The sequence below is a fragment of the uncultured Litoreibacter sp. genome (assembly GCF_947487515.1).
GTDB lineage: Bacteria > Pseudomonadota > Alphaproteobacteria > Rhodobacterales > Rhodobacteraceae > Litoreibacter.
In genome coordinates, this window is sequence record NZ_CANKWO010000002.1 from 805,425 (window position 1) to 830,015 (window position 24,591).

Consider the following 24,591-nt stretch of genomic DNA (forward strand, 5'->3'; position numbering starts at 1 on the left):
GTTGACCCCATGGGGCGACCTTTCTAGATAGCGTCCTCAGTGGGCCCTTAGCTCAGTTGGTAGAGCAACTGACTTTTAATCAGTAGGTCGATGGTTCGAACCCATCAGGGCTCACCACTTTTCAAGTAGTGAATGATTCGCAAGAACGCGCGTATGGTGCATACGCGCAAACAATGTTCCTTTGATGGGAAAATCCGGATTGTCTCGGATGGCTAGCTCAGTGAAGACAGCTTTGCCGAACTGCCTCACCGGGCGATCTGGATACGGCCTCGGATAGGTTTTCTCCAAGGGCGACCTGTCGGGTTACTAGGATTTGCAGATGATTGATGATCGGTACTTGGTTCTTCACTGAAATCATTCTAAACGACGGCATTCCGGTCGCAGCCTACCCGGATATCAAAACAAGGGTTAAGAAATGAAAACGATTGTCATCTGCTCCGGCGGGCTCGATTCTGTGTCGCTTGCGCATATTGTTGCGCGGGAACATGAGCTTACTCGCCTCGTATCCTTCGATTACGGCCAACGTCATCGCAAGGAGCTGGACTATGCCGCCATGTGTGCAAATCGGCTTGATGTTCCTATCGATGTTATTGATCTGCGCGGCATTGGTGCGGCACTCACAGGCTCAGCCCTGACGGACGATATTGACGTGCCTGACGGGCACTATGCCGAAGAAAGCATGCGCGTCACCGTAGTGCCCAACCGAAATGCGATCATGTTGACGGTGGCATTTGGGGTGGCTGCCGCAAATGGGGATCAGGCGGTGGCGACGGCAGTGCACGGGGGGGATCACTTTATCTATCCAGATTGCCGCCCTGCCTTTACCGAAGCCTTTGACGCCATGCAAAAGGCGGCCCTTGATGGCTATGCGGATGTGTCGCTCTACACGCCTTTTGTGCATCGCTCCAAGGCCGATATCGTGACGGAGGGCGCGCGCCATAACACGCCCTTCGCTCAGACATGGTCTTGCTACAAAGGCGGTGAAACACACTGCGGGCGTTGCGGCACCTGCGTTGAACGGCGCGAGGCTTTCCACCTTGCCAATGTCACAGATCCCACACCCTATGCGGATCCAGAGTTCTGGGTCGCGGCTGTTGCGCAGAAGGAATGCAAGTGATGTACCGCATTACGAAAGAGTTCCACTTTTCCGCGTCACATCAATTGGCGCATTTGCCCGATGATCATCAATGCGCGCGTCTTCATGGGCACAACTACGTAGTCGTCGTGGAGCTGGCATCAAAAACGCTCAATGCCGACGGGTTTGTGCGCGATTACGGAGAGTTGAAGGAACTCAAAGCCTATATCGACAGCACCTTTGATCACCGCCACCTGAACGACGTCATGGATGTGGCTTCGACGGGTGAAAACATGGCGCGGCATTTCTATGATTGGTGCGCCGCCGTTTGGCCGGAAACGGCCGCGGTGAAGGTGAGCGAGACGCCAAAAACTTGGGCCGAGTACCGCCCATGAGCCAACTACGCGTTGCAGAAATCTTCGGCCCAACGATCCAAGGCGAAGGTGCATTGATCGGGGAGCCGACCGTCTTTGTACGGACCGGTGGTTGCGATTATCGCTGTTCGTGGTGCGATAGCCTGCATGCGGTCGAACCGGCTTACCGTCACACATGGCAGTCGATGAGTACCGAGGCCGTTTGGGCAGAGGTGCAGCGTCTGTCCAAGGGCAAACCTCTCACGGTGTCCCTGTCTGGCGGCAATCCCGCGATCCAAGACTTCACGCAGCTTATCGCGCTTGGTCAAACGGCTGGGTACCGCTTCGCCTGCGAAACCCAAGGGTCGATTTCCAAGCCGTGGTTTGCTGATCTCAACACGCTGGTTCTCAGCCCAAAACCTCCCTCCAGCGGCGAAGTCGTCAACTGGGAGGCCTTTGAGGCTTGTCTAAGTGCTGCGAATGGCGCGCGCGACATCGTCATGAAGATCGTGATCTTCGACGAGGTGGATTATGCGTGGGCACAACAAGTGGCAGGCAAATACCCAAATTTGCCATTGTTCCTGCAGCCCGGAAATCTAGAGGTCGATCCTGATGTCGCAGTTGATCCGCAGGGATTGGCGGACAAATTGGGGTGGCTTGTCGATAAGACGATGGAAGACAGCTGGTTCGCGCCACGGATTTTGCCGCAGTTGCATGTCCTGCTTTGGGGAAACAAGCGCGGGGTTTGACCCGTTCAAGGAGACAAAGATGGAAACGATTTACAGTGATCTGAAACAATTGGGCGGCCAAACCGATTTGCCGACCTCGCCAGAAGATGCAGTGCTAGAACGCGTCTCTAATCCGCAAGCTGACGTGGCCTATTGCGTGCGCTTCACCGCGCCAGAGTTCACATCACTTTGCCCGATGACCGGACAACCTGACTTTGCACATTTGGTGCTGGACTATGTTCCGGGTGAATTTTTGGTGGAATCCAAGTCGCTCAAGCTGTTCCTCGGGGCCTTTCGCAATCACGGCGCCTTCCACGAAGACTGCACAATTTCGATCGCGCGGCGGTTGGTCGACTTCCTAAACCCGCAATGGTTGCGGATTGGCGGGTACTGGTATCCGCGGGGAGGCATTCCAATAGATGTGTTCTGGCAAACCGGTGCGATGCCCGAAGGAGTGTGGATCCCCGACCAAGGCGTTCCGCCATATCGCGGCCGAGGGTGAGTATCACGAATATCGTTTGTGTTGTCGGTGGAGTTCATTCCACCACTCGTACACGCACTTGTTGTGTTTGTGATTCCCAACGACCGCGGTACGGGTTTGCGAAGTGTGAGAACTAGGACATTCACCTCGCTAGCCCTGCCTTTGAGCCACTGCGCTCAGCCGCGCAAATGGGTGATTTACGGCATCTTGGCAACGTCCCAGAAGGAGTGGTGACCCCGATTGGATTCGAACCAATAACCTGCCCCTTAGGAGGGATGCGTTCATAGCGCTATTCCTTATGTGATTTCTTGCTGTTGGGTATTTGTACAGCATCATCCTGTACGTGGTTTGTACGAAAACGAGCCCTGATGTCGGCCTCATCGGTCTCTGCGTGGGCATAGATGCGCATGGGCAAATTGGGGTCTGACCAGCGTCCCGCCTTGGCTGCTGTGACGGGATCGACGCCCTGACGGACAACAAGCTCCGTGAAGAACCCGTGCCGTCCTGCTGGGTGGGCAGAAAGGTACGGGATGCCCGCGCGCTTGCAGATCGTCTTCCAGCGCGTGTTGTAGCCGGTGGAGCTACCATAGCCGAAAACACGGGCTTTCATGAATTTGCCGGTCTTGCGGTTCTTCGGCCGTTTGGCTGGCAGTGCGAGCAGCTCGTCCATCATCTGAGGCGAGACGGTGATCCAGCTTTCCGGATGCCCCTTCTGCGCTTTCACTCGGACTTTGTTTTCATGCGGCCGAAGGTCATCCGGCTCCAGTGATACAGCCTGATCAATCCGTGCAGCCGTCTCAAACATAAAACGCACCAGTGCGGCATTGTATGGATCGGCGGCACGGCAAAATGCCTCGATCCATTCCTTGTCGGCTGGCGTTCGCTCGACGCGGCTGAGCTTCCCTCGTCGCTTGTCCTGCGCGATCCGCTCAAACTTATCGTAAGGCTTCACACGGATGAGCGGCGTGCCTTCAAGCTCGTGCGCGTTGTTGATCACCGCGCTCGCGGGCGTCACGATTTCGCGCCACCAAGTATCGGTCGACGCTTTGGGTTTCAGCTTCGGACCAAGGCTTTTCAGTAGCGCGCCAGAAATCGCACTCAGCGACAGGTCGCCGATTGCTTCTACAATCGGGATCAACTGCTTCGCTGCTTTTGGGGATGCGTTGTAGAGCATGATTGCATCGGAGAACGTCTTGCTCGGTTCGTCGCCCACGACATAGCGACGGATCTGGCGTTCGGTCTCATGGTTTATCCAGTCCCGTGCGCCCTCTTCTGTAGATGCCTTAGTGCTTCGCCGGTATGGGCCGGCGATTGGCCTGCCGTTGTATTCAATCCACCCCTTGGCCCAGTAGACACGGCCCCTCTTGTAAATTTGGAGCGGCATGACTGGCCTCCTTCAAAAATCGTATCAATCTGCGCGGGCGTGATCAGCATCGTCCGCCCAAGGCGATAGAATGCGCCCGTCTCATTTGCTCGCTCGCGCAAGGTGCGTTCCGAAATATCGATCCCCATCCCGGCCATAACTTCGACCCATTGGGCGGGCGTCTTCCCAAGCCCCAGGATCTGAGAGCTGTCTGAATAGTTGGTCTCCGCCATTTCAGTCGTCCTTGTCCGCTTAAGTTGAATCGGCGATGCGCATGGAATCGCTTGTTCTGCACCTTCTGACGTGGTCAGATGGGTGAAAACGTAAATATGCGTCATTTTGTGCTATGTTTATACAAAATTGCGCACCCGTCAATTAGGAAACTTGCATGGTGCGAGATGATGCTGAATTGTTTGCAGAGATTGGCGCGCGCCTCGCGATCTGTCGCAATGAAATAGGCGTCTCACAGGCTGCTATGGCTGAAGCCATTGGCGTGTCACATCGTGCCTACCACAGCTACGAAAAAGGCAAACGCGGTGTCCCGGTCGAGGCCCTCGTCAAGATGCAAAGCCGTTATAATATTGACGTCGCCTGGCTGCTACTCGGCACAAAATCCATTCGGGCTGGGCATGATTTCGAGGCCCTCAAGCACATCGAAAGCTCGCTGGATAAACACCTCACCGATGAGGGCATAAAAATCAAAAGCGAAAAGCGCGGGGCCATCGTCGCGCGCTGGTATCAATCGCATGTCGAAGGCCGTGAAGTGACGGATGATGACGTGCACACATGGATCGAGCTGGTAAGGGAGTAATCTGGTGAACAAGGCAAGCAAACGCTGGAACATGTTGCGACACTCAGTCTTGGAGCGCACCCGTCGTGAGGTGATTGACCCCTTAGGGCCGCTTTATCTGATCTTCCTAGGAACCAGCGTGTTCTACTTGATCGGCTTGGGCCGACTATCATTGGTACAACAGCCTACCGAATACTCGGTTTTGGCCGCTATCATAATTTTTGCCATCGCTGCGGCTGGCTTTGCACTTCCATTTTTGACAGGCGCGGTGCTGACCCTACGCGCGGCCGATCGAAAACTAGAACGCCTTCAACACGGGTGATCCGATGGCCTTCGGTATCTTCATCCATCGCAGCGACTCGATCTACGACGACATTCCCTCGGAGCAGTATCAATTTCCTAAGCAATACCTCTCGCGCGCCCAACAGTGCGAAGGGGATTGGATCGTCTACCTGGAGCCAAGCAAAGTCAAAGAGACCAAAGGGTACTTTGCTGTCGCTAAGGTCCAGGAGATCATTCCGGATCCTAGGAAGCAGGACATGTTCTTGGCAGTGATCGAACCGGGAACGTATCTTGATTTCGGCGACCCAGTTTCATTCCGGGACGAGAACTCGATCATCGAAAGAGGATTGCTGAACGATCAAGGCAAGATATCCGGACGCGCGCAAGCCGCAGTAAGAACCCTTTCAGCTGAAGACTTTGCCCGAATAGTCGAACGTGGTCTTGGACGCGATGAGGACATCCTGCCTCGCGTGGGCGACACGATGCAGTTGCCAGGGTTTCAGGACGCGCAAACACCTTTCCAACACATGCCCGCACGGGAACGCGTCAACCAATTGACCAACCGCGCGGTTCGCGACCGAAACTTCAGGAAGAATGTCCTGCGCGCCTACGGCGAACGGTGTGCCATTACGGGCTTGCGTCTCATCAATGGCGGCGGTCGTGCAGAGGTGGAAGCCGCTCATATCAGACCAGTAGAGCATGACGGCCCCGACATCGTTAGCAACGGGCTGGCCCTGTCTGGAACTGCGCATTGGATGTTTGATCGCGGCCTCGTTGGGTTGGCTGACGACCTGACAATTCTGGTTTCCCGTCAGAGCAACGACATCGAAGCCGTGACGTCCATGATCAACGCGTCCGGCAAGGTCTTGGTGCCGGATCGCCTCGCCAACCGGCCAAGGACTGAGTTTGTAACCTGGCACAGAGAGAATTGTTTTAAGCAGTGATGGCCCACTGATTTCCGGGCTTTTGCATACAGATGATAGGTGGAGTTACTCGTGAGACTATTTGAACAGAAAATCGAAGGGGTGCCCCAATTTGTTAGCTACTTCGGCCCATTAGTCGAAGTGCTACGAGATCTAGGCGGTCAGGCGAAGCCGAGAGAAGTTTTTGATGAGATCGCGCGTAGGTACGAGTTCTCAGACGAAGATATGTCAAAGGTTAATAAGAATGGCCGCCCCACGTTTGAAAACCGGGTTGCATGGGGCAGATTCTACCTGACGAAAGCGGGGTTACTTTATTCACCGAAACGCGGTGTTTGGGCGTTGACCGATGCGGGACAAACAGCTGAGCTGACTGATGAGTTCGCAATCCAGCTCTTTCGCGAGGCGCGTACAGAGATCAAGGCCGACGAGGACGAGGACCAGGCACCTGAAGGCGAAATCGTACCAGACGGAGTGAACTATTGGTTTGTGGGCGCGGCTTGGGATGAGGGGGACCAAACGCCTCGCTTCCTAGAAAATGGCATTTGGCAGAACGGCTACGACGACAAATTTTCGCACCTCGTGCGCCAAATGAAACAAGGCGATCGAATTGCCATAAAGGCAACATACACTCGTAAACATGATGTGCCATTCGACAACCGTGAACGCGCTGTCAGCGCGATGCGGATCAAAGCAATTGGGACGATCACCGGCAATCACGATGACGGAAAGACGGTCGAAGTATCCTGGGAAGAAATCGATCCTCCTCGCGAATGGTTCTTTTACACATACCGGACGACTGTTGCCCGGGCACGTTTCGAAGACGATGAAATGGCTCGACAACTAGTTGGCTTCACCTTTGAGAACAAAGACCAGGACATCGAACGCTTCCTCAAACACCCCTATTGGGCGGAAAAATATGCAGAAGATATTGAGCCGCTCGCTGCAATTGAAGAGCAAGAAGAAGCCGATGATGAGCAACCAATCGAGCCATATGGTGTAGACGACATCATTTCCGACGGTGGCTTCATGACGCGTAGCACACTGCAGGGAATGATCTCTCGCATAGAGAGTAAGAAAAACATCATTCTGCAGGGCGCTCCTGGCACTGGGAAAACATGGCTTGCCAAGAGACTGGGTAAGGCCCTCATCGGGAAACGAAACCCTAGCCCAGGGCAACTGCGCTCAGTCCAGTTTCATCCCTCTTTGTCTTACGAAGACTTTGTTCGAGGCTATCGGCCTAGCTCGAATGGCCTCGTCATCACCGACGGCATTTTTCTTCAGGTCGTCGAAGTCGCGCGTGCCCAACCTGACATTGCCCATGTCTTGATCATCGAAGAAATCAACCGTGGCAATCCTGCGCAGGTGTTCGGTGAAATGCTGACTTTGCTGGAGAACACGAAACGCAGCCGGGCAGATGCAATCGAGCTTGCCTATCGCAAACAACCTGGCGAGCGCGTTCATGTGCCTGACAACCTCTACATCATTGGCACAATGAACGTCGCTGATCGTTCTTTGGCGCTTGTAGATTTGGCATTGCGACGTCGTTTTGCGTTCGTTTCCCTAGTGCCTGTTCTAAATGACTCTTGGGCCGCCTGGTGCTCAGACCGTGGCATCGACGGGGAAACGATCGATTTCATCCGGGCCCAAATGACCGCACTCAACGATGAGATTTCATCTGACAGATCCTTGGGCCCGCAGTTCCGGATAGGTCATTCATATGTGACGCCGAACGAAACCATTGAGGACGCCAAGGCATGGTTCAAAGATGTCATCGAAACTGAGATTGGACCACTGTTAGAAGAATACTGGTTCGACGCGCCAGAACGGGCAACTGAGGCAATGGCGCGTTTGCGCAATGGGTTGTGATGTCCAGGCAAATCCCCGTCCGAAACATTTGGATCTTGTTCTTATACGCCGCGGATCTAGTCCAGTTTCGTGACAAATACGAGCGGGATGTTGAGGACGCCAGGGACCTCCCTGACCTCATCGGGCGGCTTCTGGTGCATGTGGTCGAAGATAGAATGCGAAAGAACCTAAGCAGAGGGTATCGCTCTAAATCGGCAGTGCTCCAACGGGTTCGCGGTCGCATCGATATGCTGGCGACTGAAACTGCTCAGCTTATGGATCGTGGACAAGTCGCCTGCCGCTTCGAAGAACATGTTATGGATACGCCTCGGAACAGATTGGTGCGTACTGCGCTTGAGCGCCTCGCAGCTAGGGTGGATAACATCGAAACGGCCCATCGATGTCGTAAACTTGCTGCCGATTTTGCCCGCCTTGGTGTGTCCGGTATGCGACCTTCGCGGGCTCAATTGGCAACGGATCAGATCGGACGGAACGAGAGCGCAGACCGAATGATGGTTGCGCTCGCACGCATGGTGTTTGACGGTAGCATTCCAACGGAAATCGAAGGCAACACCCTGCAACCTGGCGATGAAACAACTGAGCAGCTAATCCGGCGGCTTTTCGAACGCGCAGTCGGCAACGCCTGTCGAATTCAATTGGAACCCAAAGGGTGGCACGTTGCGCAGGGTCGCCGCATTTCCTGGCCGGTTTCTGACGCGAGTTCAGGCCTGTATGGGATCCTTCCTGGCATGCAGACAGACATCGAATTGAACCATGCCCAATCGGGACACCGTGTGGTCATCGATACAAAGTTCACGAAAATTTTCACTTCTTCGAACTATCGAAGTGAGGTCTTACGGAGCGGGTATCTCTACCAGATGTATTCCTACCTCCGAACCCAAGAACAAGAGTCTGATGCCCCCAGCCTGTCAGCCAAAGGAATTCTGCTCCACCCGCAGACGGGAGGTTATGTAAATGAAATGATGATGGTCCAAGGACATGAAATTTCATTTAGAACCATTGACCTGACTGCCTCCGCATCGATTTTTGAACGGCAGCTAAGACTGCTGGATACAGCTGAGGCCGGATAGTATGCGCACTCATGGAATAAGGTGCGGCACACCGCGGCCTTGGCGTGAGAAACGGGTGGTTGGGCTTACGTACCCGACCACCCAACTTAAGGATCGTTAAAGCATCACCGCTTGATCACACCATGGCTTTCATAGGCCTTCAGCAGTGTTTCGGTAAATTCTGCAGTGTCTGAAGTCATGTGTCCCAAGTCCGGCCAAGCAAATGGCCCCGTTGAAAACGAAACCTCTTGCTCAACTTCAAGCCCCAGCTTTTTTGCGACTGCCAATGCTGAAGTTGGCTCTTTGTGTTCAGGCCACAACATCTCGTCAAATGTGATCCAGACCTCTTCCCCATCTAGGAGGCTGATTTCCGCTCGCATTGCGCCTAGCCGTTCGTTGACTGATGCCGCATCCTCGAGCAAGGCACACCGGATCAATGTCGAGACGGTTTCCTCATTCAAGTGCAGAGTAAGCCTAGGCCCCACAATCCGTACCTCCGGCTTCTCTCGTTGCGCCGCATCTGGCGTCTGCACTGGCTTACTAGGAAGCTGATCATCAAACGGCTCAGCGTGGATATTGAGAGGGTGCGTGCCGCAGTTGGGGCAATGCCAATAATTCTCAGCCAATTGTGACCCTGCAATTTGTGCATCACAGCTGTGACAGTACCAGGTAGAGGCTTCTCCCCCTCGCAGTGGATGTCTTGCTACGCCGTCGAGATCTGCTTTTGTCGACCGACGAGGCCAATCGACTGCCATCTGCGCGCGGATCCGTTTACTGCGCTCTTGTGCGATCTCAATAAGTTTGGCCAGAAAGCTTGGATCTTTGACTGGGCTGGTTTCTGCGTAGCGTTCATCAATTTCAACAATAGGTGCTTTGAAGGGAGCTTCAGGAATGCGTAAGTCCCATCCGTTCCCCGAGACGAAAACATCCCCGAGAGAGCTTCCAATCTGAAATTGATGACCGCGAAGCTCTCCGTTTTCCGGTTTTGGTTCGTGGAAGTGCGAGGCGTCATTTCTTGCATCCGGTATGGCACCTGCTTTGCGCACGATTTCTTCGACCTGAGCGAGCGCTTCTTCGCTCGGCAGCCAATCTTCCTTCACCGCATCGGCAAGAGCTTTCCAGTGAGCGAAGCCAAACTCCATGGCGAGGATGTTCAAAGCGTCAGTGTGTGCCATTGCCGTGGCTCGCGCATACCGCTTGCCCAAAGTTCTAATTTTTTTCATCTGATAGTTTGTCATGTGTCATCTCCAATAGGATCTGACTAGGTGCCCGCTGCTAATCATCCCACGCAACTTGCGCAGTGTGTGAATTCAAAGCTGAATACGCTGCTTAGCTTTGCATGGCGGGCACACCGGCCTGCGTGAAGGCCACAGACCGGATAGTAGCTCAAGCCGATTTCGTCAAGCGGCCCAAAGCTACCGTTCATTGTTGCACCCCGCTGCACAACTGTATTCACGCAAGTTACCTTTGCTGTGCTCGCGCGGGCAATCACCCACCTTTACTAAGAATACGAGAACTTCGTCACATTAGGCACGAACGTTCCACTTCGGAAAAAATCAGCGCAGCAACCTCATCGGCTGGGCGATTAGCATCAACTACCCGGCACCTTTCGGGTTCCTGCTGCGCCACTGTTAGCAAACCCTCTCGAATCCGGGAAAAGTTCCGTGTGGCTTCTGAAGGATCTCGACTGCCAAGCTCTTCGCGTTTAGCGCGTCTTTCGAGAGCAATCACTGGGTCGATGTCCAAGATGAACGTTAGATCTGGCATGGTTGGCCCAACAACCGCTGACGCGATATGCCTGTAGAAGTCTTCGGAAATGTCCGTATCATGCACCTGAAACGCATAAGTTGAGTCTAGGAAGCGGTCACTGACGACCCACTGGGAAGCTTTGAGAGCTGGCCTGATCACTTGTTCGACATGGCTCGCTCGTGCCGCTGAAATCAGCAGAAGTTCCTCAAGAGGTGTCAGGCTAACGGCGCGATCAGCGACCAATATCGAACGGATTTCGGCACCGATCACACCCCCGTCTGGCTCCTTGGTTCTGAGTACCTCAAGGCCTTTATTTTCAAGTTCCACAGCTAAAAGGCTGGTTTGCAACGATTTGCCACTGCCGTCTATGCCTTCGATACTTACAAACGGCATTACATTCCCCTATTTACATATCCTGTAAGTTGTACGGCGGGTGTAATGGATAGATCAAGTTCTGTAACGTTTGTTTCTGCGGGCATGCTTTCGCCTAAAAAACGCGATCATATTTTGGCCCGAAGGCAGCTTTATCTGAATTATGGGGCGCTGTCTTTGGCCACCAAACTCGAATTGTCCGGTTATGATGTTGCTCTTCTACATGGCGAGCACAGATCTCCCGAGGACGTATTTCGGTATTTGAAGCAGACCAATCGATTCCCGTCGATCTATCCACTGATGATCTCTATTCCGAGCTTTTATGCACTTCCTTGGGCGCAAGCGTTTTGCAAGCTCGCGAAAACTTCTGACCCTCAATGCCGCGTTGTCGTAGGTGGTCGCTGGGTTGTTGGCCCCGACCCAATGTGGCTGCGAGCCATGTTGCCAGAAGCCGATGTGCTTGCCCCAGGTCTAAGCGAAAGCGTAATCGAACGACTTCTCACTGAAAGGCCAGTCCTATCTCGTAGCTCAGAGCCGACTCCCAATTTTACCCTAAACCATCGTCTGGTGGAGGGCTTTCGCCATTACCAGCCCAGCATTGAGGCATCGCGCGGCTGCGGGATGGGCTGCGCATTCTGCGAAGAACGTGACATCAAGATCGAAAAACTCGGGGAAGGCGACGCGCTAGCGGCCTCAATGGCCATTGTTCACAATCAGTACAGCGGCGAGGAAATCCATCCTTACATCCAAGCATCAATGTTCTTGCCGAATGCCCGCTGGGCAGAGGGTTTCGCAAATGCGATGAACCGCCAATCGCTCGATATCTCATGGCGCACCGAAACTCGGTGCGACGTGATGACGCCCAAAACCCTTGAGCACCTTGCTCGGGCAGGCCTACGTGTAATCGATCTCGGACTTGAAACAGCGTCTCCACGCCAAATCCTAGCAATGAAGAAAGCTCCTGATCCAAATCGCTATCTCGCTGCCGCTTCCGATCTTTTGGCCGCTTGCCATGACAATGGAGTAAAAGCTAAGGTCAATGTGCTGCTATACGCTGGTGAGACGCGAGAAACTCTTGAAGAGACCACAGCTTGGCTCGACGCAAGGCGAGATGCTGTAGCAGGCGTTTCAGTCGGCCCTGTGCTCGCGTACGGACCACCAAAAACGGCCAACGTTCTGATCGAAGAGTGGCGTGGACTTGGAGCACGCCCAATTGATGAATGCTCTGCAGCGGCGACTGGCATCACCGCCATGCACCTGAGCGCCGACTTCCCCGCAGAAGAAGCCGAAGCAGCCAGTCTCGCCACAAGCCGTCATTTTATGGATCAGGACGCATATTTTGCGCTTAAAAGCTTCTCCTATTACCCGCGAGACTACGCTAGAGAGGACTTCGATCGTGACGTGGCGGCTTCCGATCCTAAATTACTGCCTTTCAAGGTGCACGAAACTACCAGCCCATGAGCTAAGCAGATACAAATTCCGATAAAGTGTTTTTTTCTGAGGAGGATCAATGACCACGAAGATGATAAAGGACCCTATTCACGGGTCAATCGAGTTTGAAGGACAGGCTGAGCTTGAGCTCAAGAGCATGCTATCGAACCCGTTTTTTCAGCGGTTGCGTCGCGTCAAGCAATTGGGATTCTCCGACCATGTATTTCCTTCCGCCACCCATTCTCGGTTTGCTCACTCGTTGGGAGTTTATGCGGTGGCAAAACGTTTGCTGGCGATTGTGGAGCCTGATGTAAAGCGAGGTGAATGGTCACAACAAGGTCAGGCTTGCCTAGCCGCAGCTCTACTACACGACATCGGCCACGGAATGTTCAGCCATGCATTCGAAAAGGCGATGGACCTCTACTCGAAACGCAATCCGGAGGTGCAAGGCAGTCCGCTCATGGACGCAGTAGACCACGAAAAGGTAAGCCCCCAGATTATCAAAGATTCGTCTATTGCGCATGCGCTCGAGAAAATGGGAGGCGTGGGGTTCCCAGAGACGGTGGCGAACATGATCTCGAAGAAAGACAAAACGTGCATATACACGTCCCTGGTATCTGGCCAGCTCGACGCTGATCGCTTGGACTATGCAAAGCGAGACCCTTATTTCGCAGGTGTTTCATCGGGCGGAATTGACTTGGATTGGCTCATGCGAAATTTCCGCGTTGGTGATAGCGGCAACGGCCGGTTCCTATATGTAAATAGCAAAGCATACGTCTCGCTTGAGCAATTCACCGTCACGTTGTTTCAATTGTATCCGACCATTTATCTCCATAAGCGTACGCGCGGAATTGAGTACATGTTTTCGCTGTTGATGAGCCGAGTTTTTGAGCGCATCTCAAAGGGTAACGAAAAACTGGCTGGACTGAGTTCAACCCACGCATTAGTTCGCTTCATCCGAGATCCGGCTAATCTGGAAAACGCACTCTTGCTTGATGACAGTTTGTTCTGGGGATCTCTGCACCTCTTTCAGGAAGCCCCTGACCGCGAGATCAAGACGATTGCCGATCGAATCGCCTCTCGAAAATTCTACTCCATGCATGACATCTGGAAGCATGCCGATGAGGCCGCAGCTAACAGTCCGAAGATGAATAGTATTGGTGCTAGCCGACGCGTGAGGATTCTGAACTCAGTATGCGAACAAGTCTCGCAAGATCTAATCCATCAAACAGGAACTTGGTCAGGTTCTTGCTACTATGACAACTATCCCCGAAAGCTCTATACGCCCCTCAATAAGGAAGGCGGAGATCCCCAGCAAATCAACATAGAAGTTGGCGGCAAAGTCGTGGACATTGCTTCGATCTCCCCGATAGTCGCCAGCGCAGCGCGGTTCAGTATCCACCGCGTTTACTATGACGAAACTGAGGAAGGACTTGGCGACCGCTTAAAATCCTCCATTGTGGCCGGGGTGAAGGCCAGAATGGACGAGCAGCTAAGTAAATCCGATTAAAGTGCTCCCCGGCCGTTTGTCTTTCAGGCCTAGGGAAAGTTTGGCGATCGTCGGGTGAGGTGCCGATCTCCCCTTTTTTAAGTTGATGCACTGCACCAATTTGACCAAGGCAAATGGCCGGCTCACCCACTTCAACCAAACAAGTTCAGAAAGACAAACGGCCAGAGACTGAGGAGCATCAAGTTTTGCGAATGAACTAATGGGTGAGATTCTGGACCCGACTCCGCGTAGCTAGCTCTCGTTCAGCCGCTTCTCGGCGTCTTTCGCTAGTTTCCAGCTGGTCTCTAACGCCGCCTGAAGCGTCTTGTAGTTCTGTTCCTCGCGCAGCAAGTCGGCCAATGTGGTGACGGACGTGAGATGTGATTTCATCAATAGCGCCACGCAATGCGCCAAGCCATTCACCTTGCTTTCTATCCTGCTGGTCGAGCGTTTCTCCAAAGCGTGCAATTCCTTGGCTGAGCTCTCGCAGGCCGTCACCAACCGCTCGACGGATGCGAGTAATTCGCTCTCCAATGCTGTCAGGGGCTGCGTCATTTAAGGCTCCTTGATCTCGATGCAGATGATGGGCGTTTGCCCCATCGTGCAGGTCTTCAGTTCGGTCCGGTTCGGGTCCAGCGTCACCCATGTCTGCCCGGACTGTTCGATCCGTGTCAGGCCAAGCCTCGTCATCTCCGAACGCGTGATCAAACCCGTCCAAAACCAACTCGCCGTCAGCACTGTCGCGATCCAGGCTGAAACCATCCCCACGATCACCCAAGGCGAGATCGTCAGCCAGCTCCGGATCGTCTCGCTCCGCCTCTTCAACTCGCTCTTGCTGTCGCTCAGAAAGAATCTGATATCGGTCTCGATTGTATGCAGCGCGCTGGTCGCAATGCTGCTGAAATCGCTCCTGAAGCTCTCGAGCTGAGATGCCATCAAGGCGGCGTGGTCGCTGCGTATTGTCTCCAGGTCCGCGTTCAATTTCTCGGCGAGGCGGTTCGGCTTGCCAGTCGTCATGGAAAATCTTTCCTTTCAAACGCCAGCGTTCGCCGGTGTCGGGGTCTTTGGCGGTGATGTAATTTTTGCTGGCGCGGGGGATCTCGAATCCCGCGTCAGTGAGTGTGTCGATCATGCTGGCTCGGTCAGAAATGGTGCCGACGCTGATCTGATCGAGGATCCAATCGTGCAGCGCTTCGCGACCCTGCGCGCGGGTTGGGGCCTCAATCGTCGCCCTTACCTCCAGTGCGCGTTCTGGGTCCAAAGGGTCTGCCCAACCGTGCGTCTTGTTCAACAGGTCGCGCAGGCTGGAAAAGGCGTTCTCATGTCCCGGCGGAGCGATGTTCAGCGCCTTGCCGGTGCTAAGCTCAAGGCGTGGCGCGCAGAAGTGCAGCTCGACATTGCCCTCATGCGTGTGGCGCACCCAGAGGCAATCGTATTGATCCCTGTCCAGCCCAGAAAAGGCCAGAGCCTCAAATAGCTCAATGGCCTCTTGCTGGGCGGCGGGACTGGGTTCATCGCTCTCAGTGAAGCTGATGACGCCAGCCGTGTAGCTCCACTTGTTGGGGCTTGCATCGATCAGGTCGCGGGTCTGGTCTGGATTGCCGTGCAGTACCTCGGGCAGCGGGTCGCGGATCTTGGTTTGCGGCTGGCCGTTGTCATCACGGATCAGATTGCGGTTCTCGTCATAGGCCAGAACTTCGCTGGCCGTCAGGTAGTCAACGGGGGCCGCCCCGCCGCCGGTGCCGTTGGAGAAGAACGTGATGATCATTCGCCGTCACCGCCTGTGTGTGCCGCCACGATCTGCGCCAACTGCCGTTCGATGACCACCAGCTGCGCCGCGACCTTGAGCGCATCGATCTGGCTCGCGCGACCGGATTTGACCGCGCCGTTGATCCAGCGGGAGAGCTGATTGAGGTTGCCGCCGACGCGGGCAATCGCAAAGGTCAGCGTCGGGTCAACACTTGGGATTGGCTTGCGCCGACGTGCCTCGGTTATCCCCAAGGCCTCGCGCATCAGCGTGGCATTGGGCAAGCCAGCAGCCCGCGCCTTGGCCACAAGCGCTGCCTTCTCCGACGGTGTGCAGCGAAAGATCACGCTCTCGGAAAGACCCTCTTTGACGTCGCTTGCGCGCGTCTGGTTGGGGTTTGAAGGGGAGGTTCGCCGCCCCTCACAAGTCCCGCCGATGTAATCGGTGGGTAACCTTGCTCTCTGCTCATTGTGGAGATCGGTCGCACTCATGCTCTAAGCCCCGCCGCTTTGACTTCAGCTGGGCTGACTAGGTTTGCGGCCAGCAAAGCGGTCACTTGGCCGGGTGTTATGTGGCGACAAAGGGGATGCTTGTCCGTGACCCAGTCGGCCAAACCTTTCAGCAATTCAGCCTCTTTGGCTTTGCCCGCTTCTCGCGCCTCCTCGACGTCGTGAAGGTATTTCAACCAACGGTCAGAGCTGAACCAGTTGTCGGAAAAACATACCTTGGAGCGGGTGAAGCCTTCGCTCTCGGTCGCATAGGCCCGCACGGCGTCCTCGAGGTCTTTGGCATCCACACCATCGGCCAGCGCTTGGCGGATTTGCGAGAGACAAACCGCTTTGCTGCGAATGCGATCCTCCGGATAGGTGGACAAAATCTTTTCAGAAACTTCATCCTCCGCCGCCGCCTTCGCGCGCGAAGGATTTGGTTTTTGATATGGTTTATATCTGTTCTTATAGGATTTGCCCTCTGGGGCAGATGGCTTGCCTTCAGGGGCAAATGCATCATCTTCCCTTTCGGTCGGATCGATTTGCCCATTTGGGCAAATGGAGTTGCCCAGGGCATACCAACAGGTCCGATCATAACGATCATCGCTGAAATTGCCCTTGATGATCAGCTCTGCACTGACCAGCTTTTCGAGCGCCGTACGGATCTGCTTCTCGCTCAGATAGGGGAACAACTCACCAAAGGCCGAGATCGAATTGTAGGTCCAGTACCGCCCGTCTCGAAGGTTGCGGCGATTGGCTTGGTTCTTCTCGATCCAGAAGGTGATGTTCTGAAAGATGACAGCCGCGTTCAGACCGACACGCCCGGCGATTTCGGGATCAAAGCTATGGCGGCTCATGATTGGCCACCGAAATACGCACAAACGTGCGAATTTTGTACAGGTTTTGTACGAGAAATCGGCCGTTTCAACCGATCTCGGCATGAAAGCTGGCGGGGCTTTCTGCAGGCTTCCGCACAAAGCCCTGTAAATAAGCCATATTTTTCAGGTGGTTTTGGCGACCCCGGCAGGATTCGAACCTGCAACCTGCCCCTTAGGAGGGGGCTGCTCTATCCAGTTGAGCCACGGGGCCACTCGGACTTGTATTGCGTAAACAACACCTCGCAGGCAACCTTTAATGACGAAACAGAAGCACCTTGGATGCCGGAGGTATTAGCGCTAGCATGAAGGGTGTATCCACAAGATAACGAGATCCCCCTTGGTCGAACGCTCCAGCCCTGAATATCGTCATCAGCTTACTCTTCGGGATGTGTCAGAGGCTTCTGGCGTTAGCGAAATGACGGTTAGTCGTGTGCTGCGAAATCGCGGTGAGGTATCGGACAAGACCCGCGAGAAGGTGCTTCATGCCGCCCGCGAGCTTGGCTATGTGCCCAATAAAATCGCCGGTGCTTTGGCCTCGAATCGTGTGAATCTTGTTGGCGTTATTATCCCTTCACTGTCGAACATGGTTTTTCCTGAAGTGATGATGGGGATATCAAAGATTTTTGACGAAACACCGCTTCAACCGGTTGTTGGCGTGACGGATTACCTGCCCGAGAAAGAGGAAAAGGTGATCTTTGAGATGCTATCGTGGCGTCCGTCAGGGTTGATCGTTGCGGGGCTGGAACACACAGATGTTGCCCGCAGGATGATGGAAAACGCCGGTGTCCCCATCGTAGAAATTATGGACGTGGATGGGCCCGCAGTGGATGCAGCGGTCGGAATTTCGCACACGCGGGCAGGACGCGAAACGGCGAAAGAGATTTTGAAGCGCGGGTATCGCAATATTGGCTTCCTTGGAACCAAAATGCCATTGGATCACCGCGCACGAAAACGGTTCGAAGGATTTGAGGCCGTGTTGCGCGAAAACGGGCTGAAACTGGAAGCAGAAGAGTATTACTCCGGCGGTTCAGCTTTGGCGAAAGGGCGGGAAATGACCGCCAACATATTGGAAACCAACAAAGATTTGGACTTCCTCTATTATTCCAACGATATGATTGGCGCAGGTGGTTTGCTGTATTGTTTGGAGGCCGGCATTGATGTGCCAAGCAAGCTGGGACTGGCAGGGTTCAACGGCGTTGATCTGATTGACGGCTTGCCGCGCAGATTGGCCACAATGGACAGTTGCCGCGTAGAGATCGGCAAGGCGGCCGCGCGATTGATTGCGGATGAAGCGGACGGTGTCTTGGCTCCTGATACTGAAAAGCGAGTCGAGATTTCGCCAATTTTTGCACCGGGCGATACACTGCGCGCCCCCTCTTAAGCGCGCCTTTGCTGCCGTCGGTGAGCCAGTTCACAATTCACCGTGGCGCCAAGCAAAACGACCCAAGCGCTGATGTAGAACCACATGAGCAAGGCGACCACCGCCCCAATGGAGCCATAGACTTCATTGTATTTCCCAAAATTCGCTAAATACAGCGAGAAGGCCCAAGATGCGGCCCCCCATATGACGAGTGCGATCACCGCGCCTGGGGATACCCAACGGGCTTTCAGGAAAGTGGTTTGGTGGTTTGGACCGAAACGGTAGATCAACCCCAAGCCCATGATCACCGCGGTCACCACGACAATCCAACGCCATGTCTCAAAGGTATCTTCGGCATATTTCCCCAAGGGAAAAACCGCCAAAACAAGCGGAAAAATGACGATGCCGGTCAGGGCAATCAACGACATTGCAATCAAACATATGGTGAGCAAAAGTGCCGCGACCGTGCGCCTGATGCCTGTGCGATGTGGGGCGGAATAAACGGCATTCAACCCACGAATAAGGGCTGACACACCGGCACGTGTGGACCAAAGCGCAGCCCCTAAGGAAACAAGGGATGTGTATCCCAAGGTCGAGTCATTCGCGCGGATCAATGCGTCGACTTGCGTGTCGAAAAGGCCGAACGCATCATTTGGTATCACGCCGTGCAATAAGGAAACTTGATCGTCGATAAACGCCGGATCAAGAAATACGCCCCATAAGGCAATCAACGCGGCGAGCGCCGGAAAGATCGCCAACATCGCATAGAAGGCAACACCAGCCGAGATCAGGCTGAGGTTGCGTTCGTCCATGGTCACCAAAAGTTTGCTGACAAACCTATAGGCGGCAGTAAATGCGCGCAAAAACAACATTTCAGCGGGTTGGCTTGGGGCCGGCAAAGTACCAGATCAAGAAACCGATCACCGGCAAGAAAAGCACCAGTGCGATCCACAGTACCTTCTGCGGAAGCTCGACTTTGGCATTGAAAATCGAGGCAATCGCCCAAATGTCCAAGGCAAATACGATAAGGCCGATTAAGGAGTTCGAGACCATTGGAGGCTCCTCTTGGTCAAAATGCGGATATCGTGAAGGTAAGCGGCGCCGGAAAAATTACCAAGCGTCTGTTTGCCCTAAAGTGTGAAACCTGCGCGCCCGATCGATTCATAGGCCTGAAAGCCCGCCCGTTTGGCGTCTTTTGCCGAGTAAATGTTGCGTAGATCGGCCATGCGAGGATTTGCCATTTTCTTGGCCAACTTCTTCAGATCCAATGCGCGGAACTCGTTCCATTCGGTCAAAATCACGACCGCATCTGCATTCTGCACCGCCTTGTAAGGGTCTTCTGCCCAATTCACGCCTGGCAAAAGGGCTTGCCCTTCGCGCAAACCTTGGGGGTCAACCACGCGAACTTTCGCGCCACCTCCGACCAATGCAGGTACGATTGTAAGTGCCGGTGCGTCACGCATGTCATCGGTATTCGGCTTGAAGGTCACGCCAAGTACGGCAACGGTTTTGCCGTTGAAACTGCCTTCGCACAGGTCGCGCAATTTTTCGATCATGCGTGTCTTGATGCCGTCGTTTACCCGCATGACGGTCTCGGTGATCTGCATCGGCACAGCATGTTCCTGCCCGATCCGAGCCAATGCCGAAGTGTCCTTTGGAAAGCAGGATCCGCCATAGCCCGGGCCTGCATGCAGAAACTTGTTCCCGATCCGCCCGTCCATCCCCATGCCGCGGGATACCTGCTTCACATCCGCACCGGTCTTTTCACAGAGCGCCGCAATTTCGTTGATGAAGGTGATCTTTGTCGCAAGGAAGGCATTTGCGGCGTATTTAATCATCTCCGCACTTTCCAGATCGGTGGTCAGAATTGGAAAGTCACGAAGATAAAGCGGGCGATACACCTCGGCCATAACCTCTGCGGCGCGATCACTTTGCACGCCAACCACCACGCGGTCGGGCTTCATGAAGTCGTCGATTGCGGCACCTTCGCGCAAGAACTCAGGGTTGGATGCGACGTCGAAATTCAAGTCAGGCGAGGATTTGCGCACGACTTGTTTTACCTGACGGTTGGTCCCAAGCGGCACAGTCGATTTGGTCACGATAACGGTATAGGGGTTTCCCGCTGTGGCGCAGGCTTTGGCGATGTCCTCTGCGGCGGCGTAGACAAACGACAGGTCAGCATGCCCATCCCCGCGGCGCGTGGGTGTGCCAACCGCGATGAACACAGCATCTGCACCAGTAACACCCGCAAGTAGATCCGTGGTGAACGACAGACGACCTGCGTCGACATTCTTTGCCATCAGGTCATCTAGGCCAGGCTCATAGATTGGAACCTCACCATTTTTGAGCATCTCGATCTTGGTTGGATCGCGGTCCACACAGACGACATCATGCCCGAAATCCGAAAAACATACGCCCGACACCAAGCCGACATACCCTGTGCCAATCATCGTGATTTTCATTGTACCCTCATGAATTGCCTGAATTTAGATGCGAAATCTGCCGATCGGTGTCAACGAAACGCCACCCCGTGACCTGCGTTCTACAAAAGGCTGCGATCTTTGTACGTCACATTGATAGGTGGTCTAGAACACGGTTTTCAACATAAGCCACGCGTCCAAGCACAGGCTCCGTTTGCGTTGATACATAAGATCCAACCGCGCCTTGCGAGGCACACAACGCCGCGCATAAACTTGGTCGGTTTCCTCAGGGGTGGTGCAACTCGCCAGCAGTTTTTCCTCGTGGCGGTGAAACACAACCGACGCCAATCCGGTGATCCCAGGTCGGCTTTTTAGCACTTGAGCATAGAGATCAGGGAAGCGATCGACATATTCGCGCAGAGGGGGGCGCGGACCCACGAAGCTGATGTCTCCGCGTAAAACGTTCCAAAGCTGGGGCAACTCGTCTAGGCGCGCGCGCCGCATCATTGCGCCCATCGGTGTAATCCGGTTCACCTTGTTTCCCCCCGACACGCCTTGATCTGCGTCTTGCACGGACATGGTGCGGAATTTTATCAGTCGAAAGCTTTGCGTCGGAGATCGCATGCGGGTGGCCATGTAGAACACCGGACGCCCCTCCAAGAACGCTATCACGGCGGCGAGCCCCAGTATCACTGGAAGCAGTAAAGCGCCTAAAACTAAGGCCGCAAATAGATCGAACAGGCGTTTTGATAGGGTCAATCCAAGACTCCCAGTTTTCGCAAGTCGGCTATCATGTCGCTGGGGTCGGCATCAAGCAGAGTATCCCCGACAATGTGACCCAGAAGAGTGCAGTCTAGGGTTATCTTTTGACTGGCCATTCGGCTTGCGGCGGCAGGCGTCCACACCCAGTCCAGATCGGCTGCATCTAGTAGTGCCGCCATTTCTACCGGGGACGAAGAGGCGCAATTCAAGACGTCAGGAAGGGGGGCATTGTGATGCGCAATCTGCTCCAAACACGCCGCAAGTTTCTGCGGGCTTATGTAGGATCTCAGCGGCCCATTGCCGTCGGGAAACTGGTCCAACGCGATGGGCGTATCCTTGGTTGCACGCTCTGCCTGACCTAAAAGTGCGTCGGCGCCAGCAACATTTCCAATGCGAAGACAGCAGACATCTACGATGGTTTGCAGCGATGCGACGGCTTGCTCCATTTCGAGCTTCGCTAGGCCATAGGGGCTTGTGGGGGCGGGGGGGACATCTTCTGTGAGATCGGCGTTCAAAGGGTACACGGCTGAAGACGACGCGAAGACGACACGCGCGATACCTGCGCGTTCTGCGGCTTTGATCACAGCCACCGCAAGTGCGGTGGTCTGAGCCATATCCCCTTGTGTCGTGGGTGTTGCGCCTATCAGTGCGATGATTGCTTTGGGTTTGCCATGGATTTGTACGAAACGTTCCAGAGGAGGCGGCCCGTCGTCCAAGGGGGACCACTGTAAATCAAAACCTGCCTGACGCGACTGTGCTTTGACAGCGATATCTTTGGTTGGGGCATCCCGCCAATGAGACAAGAGAAGCCGGCAGACACGTCCACTGGCTCCCATGAGCAATATTGAAGGATGATCTTCCAAAAGAGGAGCGTGCGCAATATCTTGCGTCAAACGACGTCTTCCAGACCGACATCAGCAGTATGGAACCCATCAACGCTGGTGCGAATGATGGCCCTCAACGCGTCGGGGTCATTCGCGGAAACGGCTGCTCTGATCTGTTTTAGTATCCGCATCATTTCGATCTGTGACAGGCATGCTTCTTCCGCCCGCATGATCTTCTCGTGCGGAGTAGGCAAGATGTTGTTGCCGATCAAAAGTTCCTCGTAAAGCTTCTCACCTGGTCGCAACCCTACGGTTTGGATGTCGATATCACCTGTCGGATTGTTTTCATCCCGCACAGTTAGGCCTGTCAATTCGACCATTCGGCGGGCCAGATCGCGAATATTGACCGGTGTCCCCATGTCCAAAACAAACACCTCACCACCCGCGGAATAGGCCCCCGCAAGCAGAACCAAACGGGCGGCTTCGGATATGGTCATGAAGTAGCGCGAAATTTTGTCATGAGTGAGGGTAATCGGTCCGCCAGCGGCTATCTGACTTTGAAATAATGGAATTACAGAACCGGACGACCCAAGGACGTTTCCAAAACGAACCATAGCGAATTTAGTCACTTCAGATCGTGTTTGAAGGTCTTGAATAGCAAGTTCAGCAAGCCGTTTGCTGGCCCCCATGATGTTGGTTGGGCGAACGGCTTTATCAGTCGAGACCAGAATGAAGCGCTCTACCCCCGCCTGTTGAGCCGCTTTCGCAGTCGTCAACGTCCCGAAGAGATTGTTGCGCAGGCCTTCGATTTCGTTTTCCTCGACAAGGGGGACATGCTTATAGGCGGCTGCAAACAGAACGATATCGGTCTCGGACTCTGCCATGACGTTGGTCATCCGATGGCGATCGCACACAGAGCCCAGACGGGTAACAAGTTCAACGCCGTGCATGGCCGCCAGCGGTGCCAGTTCCCGAGACACTGTATAAAGGGCGTATTCCGAGTGATCCAAAAGGGTCAGACGTTGCGGCCCGCACAGAATGATTTGCCGGCATAGTTCCGAGCCAATCGAGCCGCCTGCACCGGTTACCAAGATCCGGCGCCCCGCGTAGGCACGCGCCACTTCAGGTGTTTCCAGATCAACTTTGTCGCGCCCCAAAAGATGGTCTGCCGTTACAGGGCGCAAGTTTGACGCCAAACCAGACCCTTCGACCAACTCATTGTAGGTCGGCAAAGCATGAACTTCGCATCCCAAGTCGGAAAGTTCCCCGATCAGTTTGCGCATCTTTTGTTCATTCATCGAAGGCATCGCCAGCAAGATGCGTTTCACTTTGCCTTCGTGAACCAAGGCTTCCAGTTTGGCCCTAGAGCAAACAGACATGCCAGAGACGGTCATGGTTTGCAGCGTGGAATTGTCATCGACAAAGATGACGGGGCGCATTTGTAAATCTTGGCGCAATGCCGCCAGAAGCTGAACACCGGCAGAGCCGGCGCCATAAATGGCCACAGGAATGCGGCCCGCATCACCCAAGCGCCGCGACAAAAGGTGATTTCGCCCGATCGTACGCACGCCAAGATGTAGGCTCAAAAAGATTGGCCCTGTCAGCACTGCGGCGGCGCGCGGGAAATCTAGGCCCAGAAAAAAGACGCAAGCAGAGGTGATGACCGCAACGGCAAGAGCCGCCAAAGCTCCTCTGCGCATGTCGTGAATTTCGAAGGCCATCAATTTAATGCGGTTAAGGCCGGTTTTTAGAAACACCGGTACCGCTAGGAGAGGCACAATTACAAACAACGGCAGGGTTGAGCGCAGCAATTCGTCGACCGGCGCGGTGTCCACAAACAAGACGACTGACAGGGCGAGGCTTATCACCACCAATGCGGCGTCGGTAGCTAAGAGGATATTGTGCTTGGTCTTTCTGGGTAGCGTAACGAGATACTCAAGCATTCAATGAACTTCCTTTGCCCCCGCGACCAAACATCGGGTGGGCAGTCGTAATTGACACATCTTAGTGATTTAGCTTTGAAGTGGGCGATTCCACAACCTTCATTCCCCTAAAGTAGAGGGGAAACGGCGAGTTCCTGCTGCAATTTTAGACGCTTATAGGGGCTGCCGGTGCTGGCCATACAAGATGTGGTTAAAGGCTAGGCCCAATTCCTCAACAA

The 24,591-nt window shown here is 54.4% G+C and carries 24 protein-coding genes and 2 tRNA genes; 13 read left to right on the forward strand and 13 right to left on the reverse strand.

Annotated features, from left to right (window positions below; genetic code table 11):
• The first annotated feature begins 41 nt into the window (after positions 1-41).
• The 5 genes from Q0746_RS09575 to queF all read left to right on the forward strand — a co-directional run bounded on the left by Q0746_RS09575 (position 42) and on the right by queF (position 2,658).
• Positions 42-117, forward strand: a tRNA-Lys gene (locus tag Q0746_RS09575).
• Positions 118-415: 298 nt separating this feature from the next.
• The gene (gene queC / locus Q0746_RS09580) at positions 416-1,117 is read left to right on the forward strand and encodes a 7-cyano-7-deazaguanine synthase QueC (RefSeq protein ID WP_298259595.1); all 702 of its coding nucleotides are present in this window, start codon (positions 416-418) and stop codon (positions 1,115-1,117) included.
• Positions 1,117-1,470: a 6-carboxytetrahydropterin synthase QueD gene (gene queD, locus Q0746_RS09585; protein WP_298259598.1), complete on the forward strand. Its 354-nt coding sequence runs from the start codon at positions 1,117-1,119 to the stop codon at positions 1,468-1,470. The genes queC and queD overlap by 1 nt, the downstream gene beginning before the upstream one ends.
• Complete coding sequence (queE, locus tag Q0746_RS09590; protein ID WP_298259600.1) at positions 1,467-2,177, forward strand: 7-carboxy-7-deazaguanine synthase QueE; 711 nt, start codon at positions 1,467-1,469, stop codon at positions 2,175-2,177. Before queD ends, queE begins: the two co-directional genes overlap by 4 nt.
• Positions 2,178-2,196: 19 nt before the next feature.
• Positions 2,197-2,658 (forward strand): preQ(1) synthase, encoded by a 462-nt coding sequence (gene queF / locus Q0746_RS09595; protein WP_298259602.1) that lies wholly within the window; start codon positions 2,197-2,199, stop codon positions 2,656-2,658.
• Between the two features lie 268 nt (positions 2,659-2,926).
• On the opposite strand, the gene Q0746_RS09600 is transcribed toward queF, so the two are convergent.
• Positions 2,927-4,021 (reverse strand): tyrosine-type recombinase/integrase, encoded by a 1,095-nt coding sequence (locus Q0746_RS09600; protein WP_298259604.1) that lies wholly within the window; start codon positions 4,019-4,021, stop codon positions 2,927-2,929.
• Between the two features lie 367 nt (positions 4,022-4,388).
• On the opposite strand from Q0746_RS09600, the gene Q0746_RS09605 reads away from it, so the two are divergent.
• From Q0746_RS09605 to mcrC, 5 genes are read left to right on the forward strand one after another with little or no spacing between them, the layout of a single operon-like run.
• On the forward strand, positions 4,389-4,811 hold the full coding sequence (locus tag Q0746_RS09605) for a helix-turn-helix transcriptional regulator (RefSeq protein ID WP_173488226.1): 423 nt from the start codon (positions 4,389-4,391) through the stop codon (positions 4,809-4,811).
• 4 nt (positions 4,812-4,815) lie between these two features.
• Positions 4,816-5,112, forward strand: coding sequence for a hypothetical protein (locus Q0746_RS09610; protein ID WP_298259608.1), 297 nt, complete (start codon positions 4,816-4,818; stop codon positions 5,110-5,112).
• 4 nt (positions 5,113-5,116) lie between these two features.
• Entirely contained in the window at positions 5,117-6,016 is a 900-nt protein-coding gene (locus Q0746_RS09615) for an HNH endonuclease (protein WP_298259610.1), read from the forward strand.
• Between the two features lie 51 nt (positions 6,017-6,067).
• Positions 6,068-7,861, forward strand: a complete 1,794-nt coding sequence (locus Q0746_RS09620) for an AAA family ATPase (RefSeq protein ID WP_298259611.1) — start codon at positions 6,068-6,070, stop codon at positions 7,859-7,861.
• The gene (gene mcrC, locus Q0746_RS09625; protein WP_298259613.1) at positions 7,861-8,931 is read left to right on the forward strand and encodes a 5-methylcytosine-specific restriction endonuclease system specificity protein McrC; all 1,071 of its coding nucleotides are present in this window, start codon (positions 7,861-7,863) and stop codon (positions 8,929-8,931) included. Before Q0746_RS09620 ends, mcrC begins: the two co-directional genes overlap by 1 nt.
• Before the next feature lie 104 nt (positions 8,932-9,035).
• On the opposite strand, the gene Q0746_RS09630 is transcribed toward mcrC, so the two are convergent.
• Entirely contained in the window at positions 9,036-10,148 is a 1,113-nt protein-coding gene (locus tag Q0746_RS09630; protein WP_298259615.1) for a hypothetical protein, read from the reverse strand.
• Between the two features lie 283 nt (positions 10,149-10,431).
• Entirely contained in the window at positions 10,432-11,052 is a 621-nt protein-coding gene (tmk, locus tag Q0746_RS09635) for a dTMP kinase (protein WP_298259617.1), read from the reverse strand.
• Positions 11,053-11,097: 45 nt separating this feature from the next.
• Here tmk and Q0746_RS09640 point away from each other — a divergent pair, with 45 nt between their 5' ends.
• Entirely contained in the window at positions 11,098-12,492 is a 1,395-nt protein-coding gene (locus tag Q0746_RS09640) for a radical SAM protein (RefSeq protein ID WP_298259619.1), read from the forward strand.
• 49 nt (positions 12,493-12,541) lie between these two features.
• The gene (locus tag Q0746_RS09645) at positions 12,542-13,972 is read left to right on the forward strand and encodes an HD domain-containing protein (RefSeq protein ID WP_298259621.1); all 1,431 of its coding nucleotides are present in this window, start codon (positions 12,542-12,544) and stop codon (positions 13,970-13,972) included.
• Positions 13,973-14,168: 196 nt separating this feature from the next.
• Here the strand turns inward: Q0746_RS09645 and Q0746_RS09650 are convergent, their stop codons facing one another.
• The 4 genes from Q0746_RS09650 to Q0746_RS09665 form a co-directional block, all read right to left on the reverse strand.
• Entirely contained in the window at positions 14,169-15,719 is a 1,551-nt protein-coding gene (locus Q0746_RS09650; protein WP_298259623.1) for a relaxase/mobilization nuclease domain-containing protein, read from the reverse strand.
• Entirely contained in the window at positions 15,716-16,189 is a 474-nt protein-coding gene (gene mobC, locus Q0746_RS09655; protein ID WP_298259625.1) for a plasmid mobilization relaxosome protein MobC, read from the reverse strand. Before mobC ends, Q0746_RS09650 begins: the two co-directional genes overlap by 4 nt.
• A complete protein-coding gene (locus Q0746_RS09660; protein ID WP_298259627.1) occupies positions 16,186-17,043 on the reverse strand; it encodes a hypothetical protein in 858 nt (285 codons plus the stop codon). The genes mobC and Q0746_RS09660 overlap by 4 nt, the downstream gene beginning before the upstream one ends.
• Positions 17,044-17,198: 155 nt before the next feature.
• Positions 17,199-17,275 (reverse strand) — tRNA-Arg (locus tag Q0746_RS09665).
• A 126-nt stretch (positions 17,276-17,401) separates the two neighbouring features.
• On the opposite strand from Q0746_RS09665, the gene Q0746_RS09670 reads away from it, so the two are divergent.
• Positions 17,402-18,445 (forward strand): LacI family DNA-binding transcriptional regulator, encoded by a 1,044-nt coding sequence (locus tag Q0746_RS09670; RefSeq protein WP_298259629.1) that lies wholly within the window; start codon positions 17,402-17,404, stop codon positions 18,443-18,445.
• Here the strand turns inward: Q0746_RS09670 and Q0746_RS09675 are convergent.
• The 6 genes from Q0746_RS09675 to Q0746_RS09700 form a co-directional block, all read right to left on the reverse strand.
• Positions 18,442-19,296, reverse strand: a complete 855-nt coding sequence (locus Q0746_RS09675) for a YihY/virulence factor BrkB family protein (protein WP_298259631.1) — start codon at positions 19,294-19,296, stop codon at positions 18,442-18,444. The genes Q0746_RS09670 and Q0746_RS09675 overlap by 4 nt on opposite strands.
• Before the next feature lies 1 nt (position 19,297).
• Positions 19,298-19,477 carry a PLD nuclease N-terminal domain-containing protein gene (locus Q0746_RS09680; protein WP_298259634.1) on the reverse strand — a complete coding sequence of 60 codons (180 nt, stop codon included), beginning with the start codon at positions 19,475-19,477 and terminating at the stop codon, positions 19,298-19,300.
• A gap of 77 nt (positions 19,478-19,554) precedes the next feature.
• Positions 19,555-20,886, reverse strand: coding sequence for a UDP-glucose/GDP-mannose dehydrogenase family protein (locus tag Q0746_RS09685; RefSeq protein ID WP_298259635.1), 1,332 nt, complete (start codon positions 20,884-20,886; stop codon positions 19,555-19,557).
• 123 nt (positions 20,887-21,009) lie between these two features.
• Positions 21,010-21,603: a sugar transferase gene (locus Q0746_RS09690; RefSeq protein ID WP_298259637.1), complete on the reverse strand. Its 594-nt coding sequence runs from the start codon at positions 21,601-21,603 to the stop codon at positions 21,010-21,012.
• Complete coding sequence (locus tag Q0746_RS09695; RefSeq protein ID WP_298259734.1) at positions 21,600-22,442, reverse strand: NAD-dependent epimerase/dehydratase family protein; 843 nt, start codon at positions 22,440-22,442, stop codon at positions 21,600-21,602. Before Q0746_RS09695 ends, Q0746_RS09690 begins: the two co-directional genes overlap by 4 nt.
• A gap of 53 nt (positions 22,443-22,495) precedes the next feature.
• Positions 22,496-24,373, reverse strand: a complete 1,878-nt coding sequence (locus tag Q0746_RS09700) for a nucleoside-diphosphate sugar epimerase/dehydratase (RefSeq protein ID WP_298259639.1) — start codon at positions 24,371-24,373, stop codon at positions 22,496-22,498.
• Between the last annotated feature and the right edge of the window lie 218 nt (positions 24,374-24,591).

Bases quoted from the DNA above. Each gene is read 5' to 3' on its own strand.
- queC (WP_298259595.1), top strand. From the start codon at position 416: ATGAAAACGATTGTCATCTGCTCCGGCGGGCTCGATTCTGTGTCGCTT.
- queD (WP_298259598.1), top strand. From the start codon at position 1,117: ATGTACCGCATTACGAAAGAGTTCCACTTTTCCGCGTCACATCAATTG.
- queE (WP_298259600.1), top strand. From the start codon at position 1,467: ATGAGCCAACTACGCGTTGCAGAAATCTTCGGCCCAACGATCCAAGGC.
- queF (WP_298259602.1), top strand. From the start codon at position 2,197: ATGGAAACGATTTACAGTGATCTGAAACAATTGGGCGGCCAAACCGAT.
- Q0746_RS09600 (WP_298259604.1), bottom strand. From the start codon at position 4,021: ATGCCGCTCCAAATTTACAAGAGGGGCCGTGTCTACTGGGCCAAGGGG.
- Q0746_RS09605 (WP_173488226.1), top strand. From the start codon at position 4,389: ATGGTGCGAGATGATGCTGAATTGTTTGCAGAGATTGGCGCGCGCCTC.
- Q0746_RS09615 (WP_298259610.1), top strand. From the start codon at position 5,117: ATGGCCTTCGGTATCTTCATCCATCGCAGCGACTCGATCTACGACGAC.
- mcrC (WP_298259613.1), top strand. From the start codon at position 7,861: ATGTCCAGGCAAATCCCCGTCCGAAACATTTGGATCTTGTTCTTATAC.
- Q0746_RS09630 (WP_298259615.1), bottom strand. From the start codon at position 10,148: ATGACAAACTATCAGATGAAAAAAATTAGAACTTTGGGCAAGCGGTAT.
- tmk (WP_298259617.1), bottom strand. From the start codon at position 11,052: ATGCCGTTTGTAAGTATCGAAGGCATAGACGGCAGTGGCAAATCGTTG.
- Q0746_RS09640 (WP_298259619.1), top strand. From the start codon at position 11,098: ATGGATAGATCAAGTTCTGTAACGTTTGTTTCTGCGGGCATGCTTTCG.
- Q0746_RS09645 (WP_298259621.1), top strand. From the start codon at position 12,542: ATGACCACGAAGATGATAAAGGACCCTATTCACGGGTCAATCGAGTTT.
- Q0746_RS09650 (WP_298259623.1), bottom strand. From the start codon at position 15,719: ATGATCATCACGTTCTTCTCCAACGGCACCGGCGGCGGGGCGGCCCCC.
- mobC (WP_298259625.1), bottom strand. From the start codon at position 16,189: ATGAGTGCGACCGATCTCCACAATGAGCAGAGAGCAAGGTTACCCACC.
- Q0746_RS09660 (WP_298259627.1), bottom strand. From the start codon at position 17,043: ATGAGCCGCCATAGCTTTGATCCCGAAATCGCCGGGCGTGTCGGTCTG.
- Q0746_RS09675 (WP_298259631.1), bottom strand. From the start codon at position 19,296: ATGTTGTTTTTGCGCGCATTTACTGCCGCCTATAGGTTTGTCAGCAAA.
- Q0746_RS09680 (WP_298259634.1), bottom strand. From the start codon at position 19,477: ATGGTCTCGAACTCCTTAATCGGCCTTATCGTATTTGCCTTGGACATT.
- Q0746_RS09685 (WP_298259635.1), bottom strand. From the start codon at position 20,886: ATGAAAATCACGATGATTGGCACAGGGTATGTCGGCTTGGTGTCGGGC.
- Q0746_RS09695 (WP_298259734.1), bottom strand. From the start codon at position 22,442: ATGGGAGCCAGTGGACGTGTCTGCCGGCTTCTCTTGTCTCATTGGCGG.
- Q0746_RS09700 (WP_298259639.1), bottom strand. From the start codon at position 24,373: ATGCTTGAGTATCTCGTTACGCTACCCAGAAAGACCAAGCACAATATC.